This is a genomic window from Sporofaciens sp. JLR.KK001 (genome assembly GCF_036941055.1).
Lineage (GTDB): Bacteria > Bacillota > Clostridia > Lachnospirales > Lachnospiraceae > Sporofaciens.
In genome coordinates this window covers 2,718,386-2,738,450 of sequence record NZ_JAYMNO010000001.1, presented here as the reverse complement: position 1 = coordinate 2,738,450, position 20,065 = coordinate 2,718,386, and the positions used below count along the sequence as shown (strand labels likewise).

General features: G+C 45.7%; 35 protein-coding genes. 3 read left to right on the top strand and 32 right to left on the bottom strand.

Annotation, left to right across the window (positions count from 1 at the left end; genetic code table 11):
• Positions 1-12: 12 nt before the first annotated feature.
• The 32 genes from VSQ62_RS14125 to VSQ62_RS13970 form a co-directional block, all read right to left on the bottom strand.
• Positions 13-1,938, bottom strand: a complete 1,926-nt coding sequence (locus VSQ62_RS14125) for a phage terminase large subunit family protein (RefSeq protein ID WP_016301266.1) — start codon at positions 1,936-1,938, stop codon at positions 13-15.
• Positions 1,928-2,488 (bottom strand): hypothetical protein, encoded by a 561-nt coding sequence (locus tag VSQ62_RS14120; protein WP_016301265.1) that lies wholly within the window; start codon positions 2,486-2,488, stop codon positions 1,928-1,930. Before VSQ62_RS14120 ends, VSQ62_RS14125 begins: the two co-directional genes overlap by 11 nt.
• Before the next feature lie 370 nt (positions 2,489-2,858).
• Entirely contained in the window at positions 2,859-3,422 is a 564-nt protein-coding gene (locus VSQ62_RS14115; RefSeq protein ID WP_022741264.1) for a site-specific integrase, read from the bottom strand.
• Positions 3,349-3,813, bottom strand: coding sequence for a hypothetical protein (locus VSQ62_RS14110; RefSeq protein ID WP_155886877.1), 465 nt, complete (start codon positions 3,811-3,813; stop codon positions 3,349-3,351). The genes VSQ62_RS14115 and VSQ62_RS14110 overlap by 74 nt, the downstream gene beginning before the upstream one ends.
• 238 nt (positions 3,814-4,051) lie before the next feature.
• A complete protein-coding gene (locus tag VSQ62_RS14105; RefSeq protein ID WP_016301262.1) occupies positions 4,052-4,504 on the bottom strand; it encodes a hypothetical protein in 453 nt (150 codons plus the stop codon).
• 112 nt (positions 4,505-4,616) lie between these two features.
• Positions 4,617-5,033 (bottom strand): hypothetical protein, encoded by a 417-nt coding sequence (locus VSQ62_RS14100; protein WP_016301261.1) that lies wholly within the window; start codon positions 5,031-5,033, stop codon positions 4,617-4,619.
• Between the two features lie 11 nt (positions 5,034-5,044).
• Positions 5,045-5,353, bottom strand: a complete 309-nt coding sequence (locus tag VSQ62_RS14095) for a hypothetical protein (protein WP_016301260.1) — start codon at positions 5,351-5,353, stop codon at positions 5,045-5,047.
• On the bottom strand, positions 5,340-5,696 hold the full coding sequence (locus tag VSQ62_RS14090) for a hypothetical protein (protein ID WP_016301259.1): 357 nt from the start codon (positions 5,694-5,696) through the stop codon (positions 5,340-5,342). The genes VSQ62_RS14095 and VSQ62_RS14090 overlap by 14 nt, the downstream gene beginning before the upstream one ends.
• Positions 5,693-6,004 carry a hypothetical protein gene (locus tag VSQ62_RS14085; RefSeq protein WP_022741262.1) on the bottom strand — a complete coding sequence of 104 codons (312 nt, stop codon included), beginning with the start codon at positions 6,002-6,004 and terminating at the stop codon, positions 5,693-5,695. The genes VSQ62_RS14090 and VSQ62_RS14085 overlap by 4 nt, the downstream gene beginning before the upstream one ends.
• Complete coding sequence (locus tag VSQ62_RS14080) at positions 5,991-6,287, bottom strand: hypothetical protein (RefSeq protein WP_016301258.1); 297 nt, start codon at positions 6,285-6,287, stop codon at positions 5,991-5,993. The genes VSQ62_RS14085 and VSQ62_RS14080 overlap by 14 nt, the downstream gene beginning before the upstream one ends.
• The gene (locus VSQ62_RS14075; RefSeq protein ID WP_334637665.1) at positions 6,256-6,510 is read right to left on the bottom strand and encodes a DNA N-6-adenine-methyltransferase; all 255 of its coding nucleotides are present in this window, start codon (positions 6,508-6,510) and stop codon (positions 6,256-6,258) included. The genes VSQ62_RS14080 and VSQ62_RS14075 overlap by 32 nt, the downstream gene beginning before the upstream one ends.
• On the bottom strand, positions 6,494-6,715 hold the full coding sequence (locus VSQ62_RS14070; RefSeq protein ID WP_334637663.1) for a DNA N-6-adenine-methyltransferase: 222 nt from the start codon (positions 6,713-6,715) through the stop codon (positions 6,494-6,496). Before VSQ62_RS14070 ends, VSQ62_RS14075 begins: the two co-directional genes overlap by 17 nt.
• A gap of 39 nt (positions 6,716-6,754) precedes the next feature.
• On the bottom strand, positions 6,755-6,937 hold the full coding sequence (locus tag VSQ62_RS14065) for a hypothetical protein (protein WP_334635485.1): 183 nt from the start codon (positions 6,935-6,937) through the stop codon (positions 6,755-6,757).
• Entirely contained in the window at positions 6,930-7,751 is an 822-nt protein-coding gene (locus tag VSQ62_RS14060; RefSeq protein ID WP_334635484.1) for a hypothetical protein, read from the bottom strand. The genes VSQ62_RS14065 and VSQ62_RS14060 overlap by 8 nt, the downstream gene beginning before the upstream one ends.
• Positions 7,717-8,040, bottom strand: coding sequence for a hypothetical protein (locus VSQ62_RS14055; protein WP_334635483.1), 324 nt, complete (start codon positions 8,038-8,040; stop codon positions 7,717-7,719). Before VSQ62_RS14055 ends, VSQ62_RS14060 begins: the two co-directional genes overlap by 35 nt.
• Positions 8,041-8,050: 10 nt before the next feature.
• On the bottom strand, positions 8,051-8,251 hold the full coding sequence (locus tag VSQ62_RS14050; RefSeq protein WP_016301252.1) for a hypothetical protein: 201 nt from the start codon (positions 8,249-8,251) through the stop codon (positions 8,051-8,053).
• Positions 8,252-8,262: 11 nt separating this feature from the next.
• Complete coding sequence (locus VSQ62_RS14045; RefSeq protein ID WP_334635482.1) at positions 8,263-8,685, bottom strand: single-stranded DNA-binding protein; 423 nt, start codon at positions 8,683-8,685, stop codon at positions 8,263-8,265.
• A complete protein-coding gene (locus VSQ62_RS14040) occupies positions 8,630-9,160 on the bottom strand; it encodes a hypothetical protein (RefSeq protein WP_334635481.1) in 531 nt (176 codons plus the stop codon). Before VSQ62_RS14040 ends, VSQ62_RS14045 begins: the two co-directional genes overlap by 56 nt.
• Before the next feature lie 25 nt (positions 9,161-9,185).
• Positions 9,186-9,350 (bottom strand): hypothetical protein, encoded by a 165-nt coding sequence (locus tag VSQ62_RS14035; RefSeq protein ID WP_016301249.1) that lies wholly within the window; start codon positions 9,348-9,350, stop codon positions 9,186-9,188.
• 19 nt (positions 9,351-9,369) lie between these two features.
• Positions 9,370-10,062 carry a DUF2786 domain-containing protein gene (locus VSQ62_RS14030; RefSeq protein WP_016301248.1) on the bottom strand — a complete coding sequence of 231 codons (693 nt, stop codon included), beginning with the start codon at positions 10,060-10,062 and terminating at the stop codon, positions 9,370-9,372.
• The gene (locus VSQ62_RS14025; protein WP_051149615.1) at positions 10,034-10,390 is read right to left on the bottom strand and encodes an HAD family hydrolase; all 357 of its coding nucleotides are present in this window, start codon (positions 10,388-10,390) and stop codon (positions 10,034-10,036) included. The genes VSQ62_RS14030 and VSQ62_RS14025 overlap by 29 nt, the downstream gene beginning before the upstream one ends.
• Positions 10,387-11,211, bottom strand: coding sequence for an ATP-binding protein (locus VSQ62_RS14020; protein WP_334635480.1), 825 nt, complete (start codon positions 11,209-11,211; stop codon positions 10,387-10,389). The genes VSQ62_RS14025 and VSQ62_RS14020 overlap by 4 nt, the downstream gene beginning before the upstream one ends.
• The gene (locus tag VSQ62_RS14015) at positions 11,147-12,172 is read right to left on the bottom strand and encodes a phage replisome organizer N-terminal domain-containing protein (RefSeq protein WP_022741258.1); all 1,026 of its coding nucleotides are present in this window, start codon (positions 12,170-12,172) and stop codon (positions 11,147-11,149) included. Before VSQ62_RS14015 ends, VSQ62_RS14020 begins: the two co-directional genes overlap by 65 nt.
• Before the next feature lie 16 nt (positions 12,173-12,188).
• Complete coding sequence (locus tag VSQ62_RS14010; protein ID WP_016301244.1) at positions 12,189-13,220, bottom strand: FtsZ/tubulin family protein; 1,032 nt, start codon at positions 13,218-13,220, stop codon at positions 12,189-12,191.
• A complete protein-coding gene (locus VSQ62_RS14005; protein WP_016301243.1) occupies positions 13,217-13,465 on the bottom strand; it encodes a LexA family transcriptional regulator in 249 nt (82 codons plus the stop codon). Before VSQ62_RS14005 ends, VSQ62_RS14010 begins: the two co-directional genes overlap by 4 nt.
• 413 nt (positions 13,466-13,878) lie before the next feature.
• Complete coding sequence (locus tag VSQ62_RS14000; RefSeq protein WP_160260773.1) at positions 13,879-14,046, bottom strand: hypothetical protein; 168 nt, start codon at positions 14,044-14,046, stop codon at positions 13,879-13,881.
• A 15-nt stretch (positions 14,047-14,061) separates the two neighbouring features.
• Entirely contained in the window at positions 14,062-14,568 is a 507-nt protein-coding gene (locus VSQ62_RS13995; RefSeq protein WP_016301240.1) for a hypothetical protein, read from the bottom strand.
• Between the two features lie 67 nt (positions 14,569-14,635).
• Positions 14,636-15,592: a hypothetical protein gene (locus VSQ62_RS13990; RefSeq protein WP_334635479.1), complete on the bottom strand. Its 957-nt coding sequence runs from the start codon at positions 15,590-15,592 to the stop codon at positions 14,636-14,638.
• Positions 15,593-15,615: 23 nt separating this feature from the next.
• Complete coding sequence (locus tag VSQ62_RS13985; protein WP_334635478.1) at positions 15,616-16,599, bottom strand: phosphoadenosine phosphosulfate reductase family protein; 984 nt, start codon at positions 16,597-16,599, stop codon at positions 15,616-15,618.
• A gap of 14 nt (positions 16,600-16,613) precedes the next feature.
• Positions 16,614-17,048: a hypothetical protein gene (locus VSQ62_RS13980; RefSeq protein ID WP_334635477.1), complete on the bottom strand. Its 435-nt coding sequence runs from the start codon at positions 17,046-17,048 to the stop codon at positions 16,614-16,616.
• Positions 17,049-17,051: 3 nt separating this feature from the next.
• The gene (locus VSQ62_RS13975; RefSeq protein ID WP_016301237.1) at positions 17,052-17,909 is read right to left on the bottom strand and encodes a hypothetical protein; all 858 of its coding nucleotides are present in this window, start codon (positions 17,907-17,909) and stop codon (positions 17,052-17,054) included.
• A gap of 133 nt (positions 17,910-18,042) precedes the next feature.
• Positions 18,043-18,213, bottom strand: coding sequence for a hypothetical protein (locus VSQ62_RS13970; RefSeq protein WP_016301236.1), 171 nt, complete (start codon positions 18,211-18,213; stop codon positions 18,043-18,045).
• Between the two features lie 167 nt (positions 18,214-18,380).
• Here VSQ62_RS13970 and VSQ62_RS13965 point away from each other — a divergent pair, with 167 nt between their 5' ends.
• The 3 genes from VSQ62_RS13965 (at position 18,381) to VSQ62_RS13955 (ending at position 20,029) form a co-directional block, all read left to right on the top strand.
• A complete protein-coding gene (locus VSQ62_RS13965; RefSeq protein WP_016301235.1) occupies positions 18,381-18,833 on the top strand; it encodes a helix-turn-helix domain-containing protein in 453 nt (150 codons plus the stop codon).
• Positions 18,834-19,079: 246 nt separating this feature from the next.
• Positions 19,080-19,442: an SWIM zinc finger family protein gene (locus VSQ62_RS13960; protein WP_016301234.1), complete on the top strand. Its 363-nt coding sequence runs from the start codon at positions 19,080-19,082 to the stop codon at positions 19,440-19,442.
• Entirely contained in the window at positions 19,439-20,029 is a 591-nt protein-coding gene (locus tag VSQ62_RS13955; protein WP_016301233.1) for a hypothetical protein, read from the top strand. Before VSQ62_RS13960 ends, VSQ62_RS13955 begins: the two co-directional genes overlap by 4 nt.
• Positions 20,030-20,065: the final 36 nt, after the last annotated feature.

Below are 20,065 nucleotides of genomic sequence, written 5' to 3'. Positions count from 1 at the left end.
ATTATCACCGCCTTATAGTTGAACTCCGCGGCTTACTGCCCCGGTTTTTCTTTTCTTCCCGGTCTTCGCCGGCGCTTTTTTCATGTAATTTATCCCGGCTTTTACCTTCTTTTCCAGGATTTCAAAGTTCGGACGAAGGATTTCCGCCGCGGCCGTCGAATAATTCCGAAGATCCAGCGGTTCGTTTCTGGTTCCAGCCTTCTTTTTCCACTTAATCACGGGCCGCCCGTCCTTCAATTCAACGACGCGCTGTTCGCTGTTTAGCCCCTTGATATAAGTTTCGTTATATCCCAATTCGGAATTGCTCGGAAAGTGGCAATATCCAGGGCCTTCTTCTTCGATTTTTAACCGCGTCATAAGAATTTCTTTTCCTGAATCCACGCCCAGGATAAAGATTTTCACTTTGTATTCATTATTCTTTGAAACTTTATGTATTAAAGGAATCCCAGGGCCGCCCATTCCCTTTATACCGTAAATTTTTTTATTCTTCGCTTCCATTTTTTTCAGCCACTTATAACATTCCGTCGTATAGTGGCCGCCGGTATCTATGCAAGTACAAGCAATCAGAAGGCCGGAACCGGACGCAAAGTATAATTCCCGGTCAAGGTATTCTTCTAGTTTGTCCCAGGTTTCGTCTTTTTCCATATCGCCGAAAATCTTATCATACCGGACGCCCCACGATTCATAACCACGGCCCCAGCCGGTTATTTCTATCTCGAAGCGATCGTCCTGAACGTCAACGCCGGCCGTCAGAAGAAGAACGCCGTCGGGGATCTCCGCTTCGTATTTTTCGCGGCGGCCTATCAATGAATCATCGTCCGCGCTGGCTCCGCGTTCTTCCCATGTTTCGCCAAGCGTGGTATTGATCCACGTTTTCATTTTGTTAATATCGCCGTTTACCTTTAGTTCATGCTGGGCTTCCTTAAATTCCCGGATAATTTCTTCCCAGTGTTTCCAGGGCGACGCTAATTCGTTCAGGTGAAAAGAACGCTTCCGGCGGCGCTCCGGGAATTTTGCGATATATTTCCCGGTCTGCTGTTTCCAGTCAATTTCCGGGATATGTTCGCCGCAAAATTTACATTCCATTGTCACATCTGAAAAGTGGATCCGCGGCCATTCATACGGTTGATACTTTCCGCATACCGGACAAGGAACACACCATTCTTCTTGTGAACCTGATTCAAATTCTTTTTCAACCTGGCTTATTCCTTTGATCGTCGGCGTCGATACTTTTATCTTCTTCCGGTTCCAGAAGGCCGTTGTCCTCTTTTCAACAAGTTTTATCGGATTTCCTTCGCTTCCGGCGCTGGCCGGATAGCGGTCTATTTCGTCCATAAGCACGATTCGGACGGGCCTTGACGCAAGGCTTGACGGCGAATTTGCGCCGGCAAGCGTTATATGACCGCCAGGAAATGTCTTGTGAAGAATCGTATTCCCGGAAGTGCGCGACTTTACGTCCCGGACTTTCCCGTTCAATGACGGCGTGTCGCGGATCATCGGCGACAACCTATCTTTTGAAAAATCTTCCGCCATCGGTTTGACTGTCGGTTGAACAACTAACATCGGCGCCGGATCATAGGCTATAAAATAACCGATGATATTCAATATAAGTTCTGTTTTCCCCACCTGGGCCGAAGACATTATCACGATTTCTTCACATTCTGGATCGTTTATCGCGTCCATGATTTCGCGTTGATACGGCGCCCGGTCAGTGTTCCATTGTCCCGGTTCTGCCGAAGATTCAGCGGACAATTTGCGATAACGATCCGCCCATTGACTAACCGTCAGAATCGGCGGCGGCGCAACTACTTTTGCAATATCCCGGAATAGTTTAATTGTTTTGTAGTCTATTCCTAAATCTTTATGACGCTTTTTCACGACGACGGTATCAGGGGAAACAAGCGGCGATTCTTCCACCGTAATTTTTTTATTCCTCATAATCTTCTTCCCCTTCGACGTATTCGTCGGAATAGAACGCCTTCGGATCGTAGTCCTTCAACTCATTCAGCGCTTCGACGACTTCGTTTGTCAGCCGGTCTTTGATATAGCCAGCGTCGCGGTCTTCCAGAATCGGCGCCACCTTCGACGGGATATTCATAACCCTTGTCTTAAAGGCGGACAGCATATCGGACATAACCTTTTCGACGTCTTCCGCCTTGTGAAGTTCCCCTCTCATGGTTTGAAGTTTCAGTTCTGAAATGTGGCGCTTCACTCTTTCGTGAAGGGCCTTTTCTTCGTCAATGTCGATTTCTCCGTCTGGCCCGTCGATTGTCGCGCCTTCGGCGGCCAGCTTTAAAGACAGTATGTAATTCTTTAGTGATTCAACAAGATTATAGCGGCCCTTTGCGGCCCGAACGATGATTCCTTCTTCCGCCATCTGGCGGACGCGGCGATCTGTCACGCCGAAGATTCCCCCCAGGACGGCCGCCGAAACGGTAAGGCTGTCAATGTCAGTAACCTTCGTTGAATCCGTGTCAGCCTTCGCCATGCTCTCACTTCCTTTCTGGCCGGAAAAGCGGAAACGGCAACTTTTATATTTTTTTCTTTGTAGCTAGACAGATTTTGGGCTTCGCTTACCCGCAAGCCTTGTCAGGGCGCCGAAAGAACCTATCCGACCGGCGGCGCTTTTCTTGCGAATGTTCGTTCGCCCTGGCGGCTCTCTCTTTGCCTTCCTTCTCTTGACATATCTTGTAATTGTGTCAAGTCGTGCCGTGACTGTTTTCTTTCAATTAAGTGCGAATGAAAGTGACATATATCATTTGTCATAGGCTCATTGTGTCAAGTACAAGGCATAAGAAAGAAAGCGCTTCCCATTCTTCGGCCCATACATAGGCGCATATACACACATAAAGACAAGGCTATTTGTGGGCCTTCTTCCTGAATGATAGCCCCTTGATAGCCTTGTCTTTATTGTCCTGGTTTATCCCTATATAGCGAAGCGTGACGGATATATCCGAATGATTCAGTATTTCCTTGATAGTCACGGCGTCGTGTGTCTGCTGGTACATATGATAGCCGAACGTCTTCCGTAATGTGTGAGTGCCGATAGAATCCAGCCCAAACGCGGCGGCCGCCTGGCTTAATATGTTATAGGCTTGCTGTCTGGTGATAGGCTTATTCGGGAAATTCGGGGACTTGAACAAATATTCATAGTCCTTTTTCCCACGAATAAATTCCTGGATAATAGGTTTTAATTCGGAATTTATCGGGAAGCGTTTTTCCTTACCCGTTTTTTCTTCCCGTATATAAACGGCGTCTTTTTCCTTCACATCGCGGACACGGAATTTCAGAATGTCCGAAATGCGAAGCCCCGTATATATGCCGAACATGAACATTAAATAATCGCGGTCATTCCTCGCTTTCAGGAAATCCGCGACGTCCATCACAAGATCCATGTCCCGGATCGGCTCGACTGTATTCATCAGGCACACCCCCTTTTTCGTCCCCCTCTGAATCGTCGTCCGCTAAATGTCCCATAAGCGAAGGGAAGCGCTCCGCGATTTCCGTCAAAAATAGCACTCCGAAAAATGCAAGCGGAATCACCGGCCATAATACGGCGCATAAAACCGAAAGAAAAAGCGATACAATTATCACTCTTGCGGTATTCTTCCAGCCTTCCGGGGGATAGTCATAATCGAAATCAGGAAAATTTTCTTTGTCATAATCGGCCCATTTTGCCAATAGGCGCATGAACACAAGCGACAAAATGAAAACAACCGTTCCGCCGATTGCATAAACAAGGGCAAAAATCCGCCAGTTTCTAAAGATAAAATCTGCAATTTTAATCATTTCATCATTCCTTCTTTCTGGCATACAAAAAGCGCCGCCCTTCGGCGACGCCTTTCAAGTCCTTCTTCATACACTTTTCAGCATATCTAGTATAACACATATTGACACGACATTTCCACGACATATTTCACGACAAAAACACGACATAAAACACGACATTCAAATTCGTCTGAAAGCCGCATAAAATCAGGCTTTTTTGAAAAAATGTGTGTTCAAATTTTAGAAAAATTTTAGAATTAAAAAATTTTCATTTTTGAACCCGTCAGATCAGCCCCTTTTCCTTCATATCGCTTTCAATCCTCTGGAATTGCCTTACAGAAATTGACATTTCATCAGCCGCGGCCGCTTGTGTCATTTCCCGAATAATTCTGTAATAGTAAACCTGGGATTCATAGCCGGCCAGGCTTTCATAAATCCTTTTGATCCGCTTTTTGCTTTTCCGAAGGTCTTTTCGTTCTTCTTCCAGTTCCCGGATCCGCCTTTCGTCCAGTTCGATCATTCGCAAGCCGTCAATAAAGGCAATATGAACGCCTTTTGACTGCTCTTTTGAGTAATCGACGCCGCCGACCGCGGAAGGCCCATTCCAGCCACATTCCCGTTTCGCTTTTTCGATTGATCGGCGATGATTTTTGATCTGTTCATTGATTAACATGATTTTCAGGTCAATTTCATCAAAAAGATTCCTTTCCTTGACAGTTTTAACCGGTTTCGCCATATTTCCAGCTTCCCCTTGCAATCATACCGCGAATATGGTATGATTATTAAAGGTTGAAGATTCGGGCCGCTGGAAAAGCGGTTCGTTCTTTTATTTTACAGAATATTTTTTGTCAAGTCAACTGCTTTCTTCCTTTCTTTGCCCGGCGCCTGGCGCGTTCTTCGGCGCGGCGTTGTTTCCGGTTTCCTGAATGTCCCTGAACGGCCGGAAGCCTGTCTTTATTCGTCACCGCGCAACTCACAAACGAAGAACAATCTTTTTCCGCCGTGTCTATAACTTTTATAAATTCAGGCGCCCCGGAACCGCACGACGGGGACGGATTGAAAGAAATAATCAGATCATCAGGGACGCTTTCATTTTCAGCAATCATTTCGTCATACTCTGCCGAACCCCTGAACACTTTTTCTTTTGTCTTCCGGTTCATTGTAAAAAACCGCTGGGCCGCGATCGCTTCTTTAGCCTTCATAATATCGAAAATAATATCAGACGCCGACGTTCCGTTCCATTCTGAATTGAAATCAAAAGACATATTCTCCCCCCCTAATCATTATAATATTTCAGAAAGTCCGCGCCACTCTCCCGTAACTCCTGAAATATTTTTTCAAACATATGTCCCCAGCGTGTATCATTTCCATTTTCCGGCGCTTCGTCCATCAGCATTTGAACAAATTCTTCTGTAAACGCCTGATTCTCTCCCTTTTTCACGCGACAAAATTCATGTTCTCCGTCGTCTGCCACGTTATCAGGCGAATTTCTGAATAGCCAGACCAGATCCGACAATTTGATTTCCATTTTCAATTTATTATTTGTGATTGCAAATTTCAAAAGTTGATCGTCATATTTTTTCATTCTTTTTTATTCCTTTCAGCATGATTTCACATTCTTCTTTCACCTTTGCGGCTTTCTTAAATGCCTTAAACATTTTAGCTTTTATCTGATATTCTTCCGTCTTCCGTCGTTCTGCCAGATCTTCGATTCTGTATTCTGTTATGTATAGCGGCGCGTCTTCGACGGAACAACATTCACTTGTAAGGGATAACCCCGTCGGCGGATCAATAATAAAAATAGTCCCTACTCTGTTCTGATATACATATAGTTTTATTCCGTTTTTCTCAAACTGGAATCCTTCGTGTTTTACGGCTCCCGTCACTTCGCTTTTTTGATACAGCGAATAAAAGGTTTTCTTTTTCATTCTTCTTCTCCCTTCCCGAAGGTTTTCACATATCCGAAGGCGCCGCCGGACAGAAAGAAAGCCCGTGTCGCCACTTCGTCGATATTTCCTTCGTCAATGTGTTTTTGATAGCACTTCCGCGCCATTTCTGCCGCCCTGGCGGCGCCCCAGGCGTTAGAATACCAACCTTCGCCGCATATACTGCAATAACAAACTTCCTTCGACCTGATTGTGTGCGTCTTATAATGACTTTCTATCGCTTTTCTGTCGGAAGAACTTTTTCCGCATACCGGACATTCGTAAAATACGACTTTTTTAATCTTTTTCAAGTTCAATCCCCAGTTCGACAATTCGCTTGTTATTTTTAATTGACATTGTTTCGATCTGTTTCTTCCATACGGCGCCGTAAACCTGATAATCTTTTTTCAATGTCAGAAAATACCGCTTGTGCGGATCCCGTAAGTGCATTTTGATTAAATTATCTAATAAGTGATCCGTAACGCCGGAATCTATAACGGATATTTCGATTCTGCCGGCGTCCCGGTTGAACTCCCGGCATATAACGACGTATTCCGGGCGCTTATTCTTTTTCTTCCCCTTTACTTTTCCCATTGTCAGCACCTTCTTTCTTTTTGTAAATGACAACCATCGAAGGGAACGGCGCACTGTTTTTACTATCGCCGAATTTCAGGCGGCCGCGCACAAAACGGACTTCCGCTTTTTGATAAATAAATTCATGGAACCATTTCGTATCTGTCCGGGCCGGTAATAACATAACAACAAGATTCCCGTGTTCCTGATTCGTGCGATAGGCTTTTTCAACCCACTTTCCTATTTCGCGTCCATAAGGGGGATTGCAAAAAACAGAAGAACCCCCCCCCCCAGTCTTGCGAAAGGCCGTTTTCTTTAACGGTGAAATATCTATCGCATTTATGATTAAATTCATCAGCACACGGATCAAGGTTGAAATGAAATTCTTCGTCCAGTTCCCGGAAAAATGCCTTCGGCGTGGCCCAGGCGTCAGTTTTACTTGAAAACATAACATCGGTATTCATATTTCTTCCTTCTTTCTGAAGCATTTATGTATCTACATTTGACCGGTCAAAAGTTGTGATTGACGTCCGCCCGTCTTTCTTTACAACTTCCGTTCCGACCGTGATTTCCAGTTCAACCGGATCATTGTTCCAAACATCGAAAACGACCATATTCCGGCCAGCTTCCACGGCGTAGGTTATGCCGGTTTTCTCTGTCATTTCAGACATACCCTTCATAAATTCCTTGATTCTTTCTTCCTGGCTTTTCATTCTTTCCCCTTTCCCGAAAATTCTTTTTTGCGCGGCGGCTATAATATATTTCAGGCGTCACAAATTCGCCTTCCGCCTTGTCAAACAAATATTCACTATATGAATTTATCTTATAGAATCCAGCGTGAAGGCCATTCTTTTCAATCCACGCATTGAACACGGCGTCAAGCTGTTCTTCCAACTCCTGATACTGTTCTTTTGTTACGTCCGATAAGTAATCGTCGGCCCATTCTCCGAAGCCTTCGTCGTCTGCCTGGCAAATAACGGATTCCACCGCGTCGAAGGCACACGCCGAAAGGCAAGGCTTGAAAAATTCACAAGTTCCGACATATATTTTCTTTCCGTCTGTCTGATAATAAGGCGCCCAGCTTTTCAGATCCGCGGCGGCGTCTTTCAGCGCTTCGGCCGTGTTTGCATACGTGCAACCGTAAGTTTCATTGTCGAAGCTATATGATACCAGGTTCGCCCGGTAATTCGGAATATAGCACCAACTTTGCGGCGGCCGCGTCTGGCCGGACGTTTCAACGGGAAGCGGATTGTCAAATTCCACCGGCGATCCCTTTTCAATCAGCCAGCCGCAAACCTTACCGCCGCCAGCATATTTTGAAATCTGTTCAGCCGTCAAACAGCTTCTTTCCGCCAGGGAATCATAAAGATTCGTCCGCGTTATTCCTTCACAGTCAAACAGACCGACGATTCCAACCTTCGGAACATAGACGATCGCGCGGAAGGGGAAGTCAATTTCCGCCGGCGCCGTCTTCCTGATCTCCACCGTCTTTTTCCCCGAAATTATTAGTTTCCACCATTTCGCCCTTATGCTTATCAATACAGTTTTCATCATTTACACCTTCTTTCTTTTTCATAAATTCTTTAATTTCAGAAACACATTCCGGGCAATAGTCACGCGATACCGGAAGGGGAAACAAAGCCATTATCATATCAACTATTTTTGATCCGGCATTTTCTTTTTCCGGTAAAGAACTTTCAAAAATAATTCGTTTTGCCTTTTTAGCCGGAAATTCGTTCTTGCAACGATTGCATATACATATTGTTTTCATCATTTTTCAGACCTCACTTGTAAATCATATTTGTTTTCTTACACCTGAACGCAATCCGGCCTTCCACATCATAGCCATAGGCGCCAGAAATCTTTTTAATCACGTCAACAAGTTCCGTTATTTCCGGCGGCGTTCGGTCTGCCTTCCTGATTGCTGTTTCCGCCACTTTGTCACGATAGCCGGAAGCATTGTATTTTATATCATTCTGATTCATAGCCGCGCCCCCTATTGAAACGGTAAGCCGTCGTCATTGTCGGGAATCTCCATAAAGTCGGAACCGTATTTCGGCGGTCTCTCGTCTTTCTTCGCCAGAAGACGCGCTTCTTCTTCAAGTTTCGATTCCGCAAAGGACAAATCTTCAACAAATACCGTCTTCGTGTAAACCTTCCGTCCGTCTTTTGCTGTATAACTGCCGGATTGCAACGGGCCGCATACTTCAATTTTCTTTCCCTTGCGAAGAAAATCCTGGGCCAGCTTCGCGTTCTGTCCGACGCACACACAATCAATAAAATCTACCGGTTGATCGCCTTCTTTTATTCTCCGGTTCCTTTTACACATCATGGTAAACGCAACAAAAGACGCTTTATCGCCGTCATATCTGATAACCGGTTCTTCTGTTATTTTTCCGCTTCCGATCCATTTGTTCACTTTTTCTTTTCCCCTTTCCTTTTCTCCGCATAGGGAAGCCGTGTATTTTCAGCCAGTTATTCGGAACCGGTGCCGGCTCCTGGGCCTTCTCTCTGTATGCCGCGGCAAAATCAGCCAGGGATCCGGCCGCGTCCTGGGCGGCTATTCCGAAAGAACTTAATTGTCCCAGGGCGGCGGCCGCGTCATTTATTGACAAGCCACCTATTCTGAACGGCTTCAAGGTTGCTTCAAAATCCTTAAATTCAATTAAGAAAAACAAATAATCATTCAATGAATACGGTAATTCCTGAACGCGCCCTTTTATCCTCTCTTCCGCTTCTTCCGGTATGTAGAATATAATTGTCCCGAAGTTTTCCGTAAGTGCTATAACGTATATCTGTCCGCGCTCCATGCCTATTTCATAAGCGAACATCAATCCGGCTTCGCCCACTTTATAGGTTTTGCCGCCGAAATTAAAATCCAGGGATTCAAGCATTTTATAAATTTTCTTATCCTGGGATTCAGTTTCTTTCCGTCGCCTTGAAAATAAATATCTTCTTTCCCTGGCTATATTTCGCCAGCTTTTTTCTTTTCTTCTCCGCCGCCGCCAGGGATTCACGGATTGTCGCGCGTTCTTCGCCTTCCACAATGACGAAATACTTTTCCTTGCATTTATCAAAGTTCATTCAACCACCTTCCCGTTTTTTAGTTTGCGATTCTTTCTTTGTCGCCGGCGTTCTGAAAATTCTTTCCGTCAATATAGCCAGTCTTCCGAAGAAGCGCGTGTTCCTTGTTTGATTCATATTTCCGGCCGGCGGATTCTGTAAGCCCCGGAATATTATCAACGTATTCACACACGGCCGGCGGAACAATCAACGCCAGGGCGAAAGATTCACTTTGCGCCTTTTGATCTTCAAAATTTCTTTCCAGGCCATAACAAAATCCCTCGACATAATTCATTTTTTCATTTCTTCCAAATTCGCGGCCGGCGTCTGCATAGATAGCGCGTAACGTGGCGAAGCGGTTCCTGATAACCTTCACGGCATAGTTGAAAATATTGATACATATTTCCGCGTCTTCATCATATCCGAAAAATTTCAGACGGTAAGCGCCGCCGGAACCGCGCCGCGAACTTGAAATCACGCGGCTTCTAAAATTATCCGCAATTACAGAAGCAATCATTTTACACCAATCATCGCGGAACGGCGGCGAAGTATAGTGAACGATCGCCCGTTCTTCCTCCTGGCCTTCGCGAAGCTGTTCGCGCTTGATTTCATACTTTGCCATAAGTTCACGGGCCTTCATCATAGCGGATTTCGCTTCGTTCTCATTATCGGAACCGGCCAGCGCTAACAGTTTTTCGATTTTATCAATAACTTTGTTTTGCGATTCGTTCATTGATTGCTTCAACCCCCTTTTCATGCCTGATACATACGGCGCGATCGTCGATATATACATTCGCGTACACTTTCCGGCTATTTGAACCGAAGTATTCCGTGATTTCTGGAAGATTGTCGTTCACCGCGTCGAAATAAAGTCCGTGTTCTGCACAAAGCGAAACGGCCAGATCCAGCGCTTCGTCAACGCGATTCGTCCACAAAATCAATTTGTTTCCAGCTTCACGAAGTTCTTTCAGCCATTCGATCAACGCCGTGTTCACTTCTCCAACTCCGGGCCAGCACCCGGCCGGGATAATAACCCCGTCAAAATCTACTGCAATAATCATTTACCCAGCAAGCGATCCAGAAGATCGCTATTCTCCTTTCTGGCAAGCGATACCCGGATAGATTCGGCCGGGAACTCTATCGGTAATGCCATTTTTATAATTCGATTGACGATTCTTTCGTCAAGTTTCAAGTCTTCAATCCGGCAATTTGAAGTAAAAATTGTTATGCGTTTCTCTATCATGCGGCCATTCAGGATATTATAAAATCTCTCGTTTACCCAGTCTTTCACATTCTCGGCGCCTATATCATCAATAATCAGGACGGGAACGGAAATAATGTCATTGACAAGCTGTTGTTCCGATCCGCCTTCTTCCGGGCCGGCCTTTTTAATTTCTCCCCAGGTTGCTTTTATCTGATCCAGAATTTGAAGCGTAGTCGCAAACTTCGCGGAAATCATTTTCTGGCGTATTAGATCGTTTGCGATTGAAACGGCAAGCCGCGTCTTTCCTGAACCTTTGACGGAAGAATAAAAATACAACCCTTTTCCGGTTTCCTGGATTTCCTCGAATTGTTCGACATACCTTTTCGCGATAATCTTTGCCATTTGCGCCAGTTCTCTATTTTGCGGCGTAGAATAACAATCCGTCATAAAACTTTCGACTGTCTGATTCTGAAATTCCTTCGGAATAGCCGCAAACTTTAATTTCCGATCCATTTTTTGACGTTGCAACAAGCCACACGAACATTCGCGCATAAAAGTATAATCGTTTTCGCCCTTGACTTCTTCCCAGCCAGTATCACGGCATTTCGGGCATTTATAGACCGGCTCCGCCGTTGTTTCGCCGGAACCGTTCAAGCGCGTCCGACGTAGTGTTTCCAACCTCTGCCGCGTCAGGGCTGTTATATCCAGGTTGTGTAATTCTTGTGTCGTGTCCATCGAAGCCCCCCTTGTTTTTATAATTTCCTTCAAGCACCTTCAAGGCGTTAGATTTATTCATCAGCCAATCAAACGAACAACCGTCCCATTTTTTATTTCTGCCGGACAGAAAATCGCTTTCCTGGGCCATTGTGAAAATCTGGTGTAATTTCTCATACGGCGTGAAGCCAGGGAAAAATTTCAGATTTTCAAGTTCATTCAGAAGCGCCCGGACGCTTCTTTTCCTGGCGTCTGAAATAGCCCGTATTTTAGGCAAATCAGCGCACGTCTTGTTATAATCGTCCATAATCAGGTTATAAACCAGGCGTTCCGCCTTCTGTTCAGGAAGGGCGGCCGGCGGCGCTTCGCCGACAATATCTTCGCTAGAAGATATATTATTTATTTCTTTCTCTATCTCTTTATCTTCTCTCTGTTCCGTGACTTCGCGTGAAGTGTCACGTGACGTTTGTGTGACGTCGCGTGAACCGTCACCGCCAAAATCAGGAAGGGACGGAACCTTCGATTCTTCCAGGCGAAGCGCCTTTTTCCGTTCCCGTTCGCGCTGTTTTCGGATCCGGTTTTGTTCCCGGATCCGATCCATTCCTTCGACGTTCTGGTGTTTCTCAAAATTCGTTATGTAGATTCCCTTTTGCGTAGTTTCTACCATGCGGAATTTTTCAAAGGTTTTTAATGCAAGTCTAACCGTTGATAATGGTTTCCCGAAAATAACGGATAACATTTCGTCGCTATACGGAAATTCGTCTTCAACCAGGACAAGGCCGTTCGCGTTGCATTTGCCGGCCAGGGCGATCAGGCGGATCCAGATAACAAGAAGCGCGTCGCCTTCCGGCATGGACTGAATGATCTTGATTTTTTCATCGTCGAACATATCAATCCGAAGTTTTATCCAGCTAATTTCAGACAATAGAATCACCGCCAATCTACAAATATTTGCTCATAATATCGCGCCTTGTTTTGGGCTTCGGCGCTTCGCTCTTTTTCTTCGGCGGCTCTGATTCCGAAAGGAAATTCACATCGTTTTTCATTCTGGTTTCGTGTGTTGCCGCCAGATTTTTCTTGATCGTGTCCTTGTTTTCAGATACCTTGTTATAGATTTCATCAAGCCGCGTTTGAGGATATGAAAGCCCGGACACACAACAAATCGTTTCTTCATCGTTGAACGTCTGGAAGTTGTCAAGCGGCGTCCCGATTGCCTTTTCAATGTCTGCCATGCTTACATTCCCGGCCATTGACGCGGTAATGTATTTAACGGCCCGATCGGCTTCCAGGGGCGCGAAGGCGTTATCTTTTATAGCCTGAATCACTCCGGCGCTGTCCTGGGCCTTCTGGCGCACGACAACGGCCATTCCATGCGCTTTCAATGTTTCTTCGATTTCTGCCTTGTCGATATTCCCCTTTACGCTCTTATGTTTCGACGGGATTTCAAGAAACGCCGTGAAGGCTTCCACGAAGCCGGAATTTAAGTTCAGCTTTTCCCCGTTCGCATTGTCAAGGATAAAACAAGCGCCCGTCCCGGAAATCTCCGTCAGTTCCGAAAAACATTCGTAAGAATTTATATGTGACTTCGGGCTTTCATCAGGCGCCGGAAGAATCGTAATCATGCCGATCGTTTTTCCTTCGTCGATTAACAGATCCGACAACATCGGCCCAGCGCCCGAACCGGTTCCGCCGCCGCTGGCGAAGATAACAAAAATCATGCCGGCCTTGATCTTTGATTCGATTTCCGCGGCGATATTGTCGAAATCATCGACGACAAGCTGTTTCGCCTTCCTTCTGTCCTTATTGCAACCTTCGCCGCCCGTGATATGGTGTTTGAACTTCGCGTGATCCAGCGTGTCAAGATCTTCCTGGGACGTGTTCACGTAAAGGACGGAAAAGCCCTTCTGTTCAAAAAGTCTTCCAATGTTGCCGCCGGCCTGGCCGACTGCCACAAAAGCAATTTTATTTTTCATTGTTTTTCCCTTTCCAGACATTCGCAACCTTCCGGCGTTATGTAAAATGTGGCGGCGCGGCCCTCTTTCAGACCGCGGCATATATAGCCGGATTGTTCAAAGTCCTTTATTTTTTTAAATATTGTGTTTTCTTTTATTCCAAATTCTTCCGCCGAAGCGATTTCACGAACCGTCATAGACGAAAGTTTGTTCGTGGCTCCTTCCTGGCGAAGAATCGAAAGAATAATAAAACCTAACCGATTCAAGATTCACCGCCTTTCTAACCCTGTTAAACTCTGATTTATTCTGATAAACTCTGATTAACTCTGATATTCTCTGATTTAATCGGATTTAATCGGAAAACCACGTTCGGCCACAACTTGATCGAAGGGAATGTCGCCCAGGCGCCGATCCGCTTCGTTGCTTCCGCATACCGGACAACTGGAAGTCGCCAGGCAAGCAAGAAACACGTGTCCGCATTTCTTACAGACCGACCGCCAGAACGGATCCGTCACTTTTGTTATTCCATCGCTATAAAATGGGTGTCTTTTCTCGTATTCCCCTATTGACATTTTCCTTTCCAGCCCTTAATATTATTAAAGGCTTCGGCGCTTTTCGCGCGTGGCCGTTTAGGCGCAACGTGTCAGGGTTCCAATCTTTCCACGTTGCGCCGCTTTTATTATGCCGAATTTTTCTGAACCGGTCTTTCTGTCATAATGCCGATCGTCATAGCGCCCAGGGCGCCGGACAACGCTTCGTCAAGGTCTTTAGCTGTCTTTATTCCGAAGCCTTTCAGAATATCTTTCAGGCGCTCCGCCTTGCTGGCCGTGTTCTGGCTCTCTTTCATCGCTTCACCGCCTTTCTAGTAATAGCTTAATTCCTTTGAAACGTGGAACCATTCGCGGCCGGTTCCGTACTTCCAATCGACGCGAAGAAATTCCGTTTCGCGCCTGGAATCAACTTTGTTTTCAGTTCCTTCTTCGTAGAAGAATTTTTTCCACTTTTTCGTTTTGCCGTTCGCCTTCACAATCAGATATTCCCGGCCCAGTTCTTCGCGGTAATTTCTTTGATCTTCTTCACACCATGTTTCGGCGCTTAAAAGACTGATTTCCCGTACATAGTGGACGGAATACGGAAACATTGTAATTCTTGTGTTCATGCCGACACTGTTCAAGTGTTTCAGGACATAGGCGACGAAGGTTTCCTTCTGTTCTTCCGTCAAATCTTCATAGCCGGTTGTTTCCAGAATGTCGAAGCCGTGAATGACTTTAATATCATTGACCGTCTGCAAGCGGTAGTCAGTGCGCCCCGTGGCTTCGTATAAGGCGCATACTTCCTTGTAGGAAGTGCGGTTCGTTGCTTTTCTCATGGTTCCACCTTTCCGGCCCTTCCTGGGCCTATTAGCCGCCCTATCGGGCGGATATACAGATTTACAGTTATCGGATCACAGGTTCCCCCAATAAAGCGGAAAAGAAGCCGATGTCCGTGTCCACGTACGACCGGACGTTGAGCAAAGCCAACGCGGAAGGCCCAGAGTTCGACGTGTAGTAGAAGCTGGCGCCCACGTAACAGACACATTCTTCCAGTTCAGGATCCGCGGCCAGCCATTCGCGGCTTTCTTCCATGTTGTCAGTGACGATCCCTAAATCCTTCAAAATCTCCGGCACGTTTACAAGGTCAACTTCGACATTCCGTCTTTCGCCCCAGTCATATTCCGATACTTCGTCTGTGGTAATCTTCAAACCGTCGCCGTCGGATCCGATTCTTACCGGAAGGCCGTCAATCATAATCTGTAAAAATTCCTTGCTATCCGCCGACAAATCAGCGTCAGGCGCCGCGGCGTCATTGTCCTTCATGTATTCCAGGACGCCATTTTTCAAGCGAAGGCCGGAGACAGCCTTCCAGACAAGGCCGACAACATCGGCGATCCCGGTTTCCTTGTCGCCATTATGGAACCAGGACGCCGGGCCGGAACCGGTCAGCGTCAGGCCATAATTCCCCTTGATTCCGCGTTCGCTGGCGTCTTTGTGGGAACTTCCGAAAGAAGTATTCCCGTGAAGCCCTTCGATCGCCCGGTCAATTATGTACCGCCATTCACGGATAGTCAGCAAGTGCCACTTTTCGCCCTTCGCCTTGCAAGCGGCGATCATTTCGTCCATATCCAGGGAAACGGCCGGATTCATAAAGGGAAGGCTTACCGCGTGGCCGTCCATAATGGAATTGACGAAACGGGAAAGATAAACGGAATCGTATTCCTGGCCCTTTACAATGAAAATCGGATCCGCTTCTTCCTTCGACGGCGCCGTGTTTTCAAGTTTCAACATCATAGACGGGAACCCGTCTTTGTCGTAGATAACGACCGGCGTTTCTTTTACAAATTTGTGTTCTTTCATGTGCTTATTTCCTTTCTTTCTCTTTATTCGATCCCAGCGATATAATCTTCCATTTCTATTTGACCTGGGATTGTTGCGTCTTCCATCCACCACGCGAAGACTTCTTCTCCATTCTTCCAGCGCGGCTTTTTATTTCCGCTTGCCCTCATAGCTTCTAACATTTTATCGAAGGCGTGAATATACGCTATTTTGTAAGTCGGGAATACTTCAAATTCAAAATACCGCCCTTTGTCCGCCATAGGGCAACCAATACAACCCACACGGGAAAATCCCATTTTATAAAGGGGATTCGTTTGAATCTTTTCGGATTCCAGGAAATCCCATATTTCGCGTTCGTCCCATTCAATAATGGGATTGCAGACGGTTTTTGCCTTTAATACACAACGTTCAATAAATTTCCGTCTTTTACTGTTATCATTCATCAGCATTATTTCGCCGACTTCTTCTTCCAGGCCAGGGATAGCTATTTGTTGATATTCTTTTTCTTCTTCCTTTCCGGTCATTTCCGCGTCGGTGATTGTAATTCGATCAGCTTTTGTCTTTCCTAAAATCTCATATTCGCCGCGCGAAGCCCTGGCGTTACTTTCCTTCCATCTAACGCCCGTTGCAATCATTCTTTCGCGGCAAGAACCTTCTTTCAAAATTGAACAACAATATCTTTTTAACCGCGTCGGCGGAAATTTCTTCTTTACAATTAAACTCCACATAGTAAAGCGCCGTTTTTGGGGATCCGATTTATTGACCGGTGGAAGTTCGATTTCGCATTTTATCCCCTGATTTTCTAATTTTTTGAATCTATCGCGGATATGGTAAACCGTATGCGGCGCGTCAACTGTCGTGTGGCTGTTATGTACTTCAAAAGGAACGCCGCTTCGCCTGAATAGTTCAAGCATTACGTCAGAATCCTTTCCGCCTGAATAAGTACATACAATCGGTTTTCCGTAATGTGCAAGTGCTATCTCACTAGCCATTTTGATCCGTTCGATTGATCTATGTTCTAAATCCATTTGTCACCCCCCCATTAAATCATTCCCAGCTTAACGCCCAACTGGACGCAACCAAGAACGATCGTTTCCAGATCGCGGCCGGCACAATTCGCCATGATGAAGGACAAGACGCTTTCTCCGTTTTCTTCTTCCTTGATTTCGCAGAAGAAGCCCTTGTCAATGATCCGTTGTGTGCCATCGCTATAATTGACGATGAAGTTTTCAACTTCCGGTTCCTGGCCGTCAGAACCTTCTTTCTTTTCTGCCGGCGGCGCCTGGCCGGTTAATCGTGCATATTCGCGAAATAACCGGTTTACAACGCAATTTTCACAACCGCCTTCGGCTCCGGTAGGATCATTAAAGCAACAACCGCAACCGTCGAAATCATCAGCGCCGCCTTCCCGGTCAATCGTGCATAATTCAGCCGGAACCATTTCGCCCAAAAATTCAACCATTTTTATTTTTTCCATGTTTCACCCTACTTTCACGCCGCGCCGGCGAAGTTCGTTCATAAGTTCCTTTGTCTTCGTGTCTTCGATTGCCTGGCGCCGCTTCTGGTACGCTTCCGGGATCCGCGGCCGGGCCTGGCGCCGCCGGTTGTCTTCCGGCTTCAAGTCGAATAATTCAAACGACGCCACGTTTTTAACCGTGAACCGGTCAACGATAACCCACCACATATTATTGATATTGTGATAGACGCGGCCGCGGTAAATGCGGCCGTTCCAAGCCCTGAAATACTTTATATCGCCATTGTGAAGCGTCAGCCCTTCCCGATCGCGGCCGTTATATTCCGGTTGCGTCTGGCCGTCCAGGTCAGACAGAAGAAAATTTGTGTCCGTCTGTTCGTGATGCCATTCTTCCGCATATCTGGCCTTGATCCATTCTTCCGCAAGCCGCGGACTTTGTTTCGTGTCGTCTTCCAGTTCTTCAACGGATTTCAGAAGGGCGATGATCTTATCCCGGTACTTTATAAACCGAAGGCGGATCATATAGGGCATTTTCTGAAATTTATCGAAATCATACCTTCCGCCGTTCCGGTTCTCTATGACGATATTCTGAAAGAACATGATTTCAAACCCGGCCGGGTAACGGTGCGCGTAAAGTTCCAGATCGCCGCGGCGGCCTATGTAATAATCGTCCCTGATACACTTTGCGACTTCGGCGTCGTTTTCAATCGTGAATCCTTCAGCGCGAAGCATATTGAACAACCGGTGAAGCGTTCCGAAATGTGGATATTTGAACCGCCAGGAATCAGCGTTCTTCGGTGCCTTTACGGTATTGTTCCGATAATAAATAGTAGTGTCGTGGATTCGATAACTATTTTTATTCATTTTCCTTTCTTCCTTTTTTGCTTATTTCCAGTTACATTTTCACTATTCAGTTTTCAATGTGCGCTTATTTCCAAAATCAGCCGCCCGATTGCAGTCGGTTTCCTGGGCTGTATTTTCAACGTCCGGCCCGTGACTATCGGGCCGCGACGGTTGCCGGCTTCTCCTGTAAATCCATTCCGATCAAGATTCCCTTGACAAGAATCTTCTTTTCAGGGGAAAGTGACATCAAGGAACGAATGAATGTTCTGTCCGCTTCATTTACGGTTGTGACATTCGCTTCCTTTATAGCCATTTTGTCAGCCATTCAAAGGCCCCCTTTCTTTTGGTTTGTCAACAAGTCATTGCTAACTTGTAAGCATATAATAGCACTGAAAATATTACTTGTCAACACTTTTTCAAAAATAATCAAAATATTTTTGTTGACAAGTAAGCATTTAGGCGTTATGATAATGTCAGAAAGAAGGTGATCCAATGAACGGAAGAATCAAAGAACTTCGTGAAACATTGAAGTTAAGTCAATCAGACTTTGCGGAAATGTTAAATTTAAAACGAAATTCTATTTCTTTGATCGAAGTCGGAAAGCGAAATCCTTCCGATAGGACAATATTAGATATATGTCAAAAGTTTAGTGTATCGGAAGATTGGCTCCGAACCGGCGCCGGGGAAATGTTTTCAAAAACGCCTTCCGGCACTATGGAACAATTAAAGAAGGAATTTGACCTTGACGATTTTAGTTTCAATCTGGTATATGAATATTTGAAACTTGCCCCAGCACAACGGGAAAAGGTTCGTGATTTCTTCTATCGTGTGATTGATTCAGAAGAAAGCATTGACTACATAGCGGAAGCGCCCAGGACGCCCGGCGACCTGGAAAAGCAATTTCCGCCGGCAAAGAAGCCCGATGAAGGAACGAAAACCGGTTAGGCGTTAAAATACGCCCGACCGCGTGTTTCAATCTACCAGATTAAAAGATATAGTTTGGTTTTTCCTTCAAAATTCAAATTGTAGTATATTTTTCTGTAAGACGCATAACACAACGCGAAGACTTTCCTTCGGTGATAATAAATATAATGTTTTTCCATAGTATCGCCACCTTTCCAGGGCCGGGCGCAAGTTATATTATATAGTCACTGGAAAATCTTACCTGAACTATTCAGAAAGGGGGAAAGAATGAAAATCTTAATTGTGGCCCTGGCGCTTTTCTTCGGCGTGTGGGCCTGGAAAATCAGAATCTATTTGAAATGGGAACGGAAGAAGAAAGAAAACGTCCGGCCGTTTTACCGCTGGGACGAAAGCGTTCATCGGGAACCGGAACAAATAGAGCGCCGGCGCCAGGCGTCCGAAGAATCGTTTTCTATCCAGTATCAGGACGAAGAAAAGGGCCTTGCGCGGATCCGCGGCGCCAGCGATCCGGCCGTGTACTGGTGTAACCTGGGAATGTGCCAGTGTGAAGAATTTAAAAGGACACATAAACCATGTAAACATATTTATAAAATCGCCATCGAAAAAAGGTTGATAGAAAGGACGCTATGAAAAGTAAAAAGGGAAGAAGTATGATCGCCATTATTTTATTGTTAATTATTGCCGTGTGCATTTATTTCATTATGAAGCCGGAAGAAAAGAAGCCGGAAGAATCAGAACAAAAAGTCCAGGAAGAAACGGCGGCGGAATCATCGGAACCGGAAAAGGCGGCGGAAGTGGCGGACGGAACTGAATCAGAAGAAGCGGCGGCGCCAGAAGTTGAACATCGAACCGGTGAAGAAATAATCGGCGTCAGCGACAAGGATATTTCAGATCTTCATATTGTTTTTTATGACAATGTGAATAATGACGTGACGGGAAACTGGCGGCTGGCTGTCATTTCCGAAGACGTGGAAATTCAGGACTATATTTTTTCATACTATCAGGAATATATAAAGTCAGAAGACGAAATTCACGGAATCGTGAACCTGGGCCGGAATATCACGGCGCGGATCAACATGATCGGCGGCTGGCTCATGGTTTCGGAATATGATTATGTGGAAGGTGAAGAACACGACGCGAAGTTGTTATATTCAGGAACGCCGATTCAAAGTTATATCGTTTATACAGATAACGGCGATGTCGAAGCCGGGGAATGAATCATGTGTGAATACTCCGATAAATGCCCGTCAAAG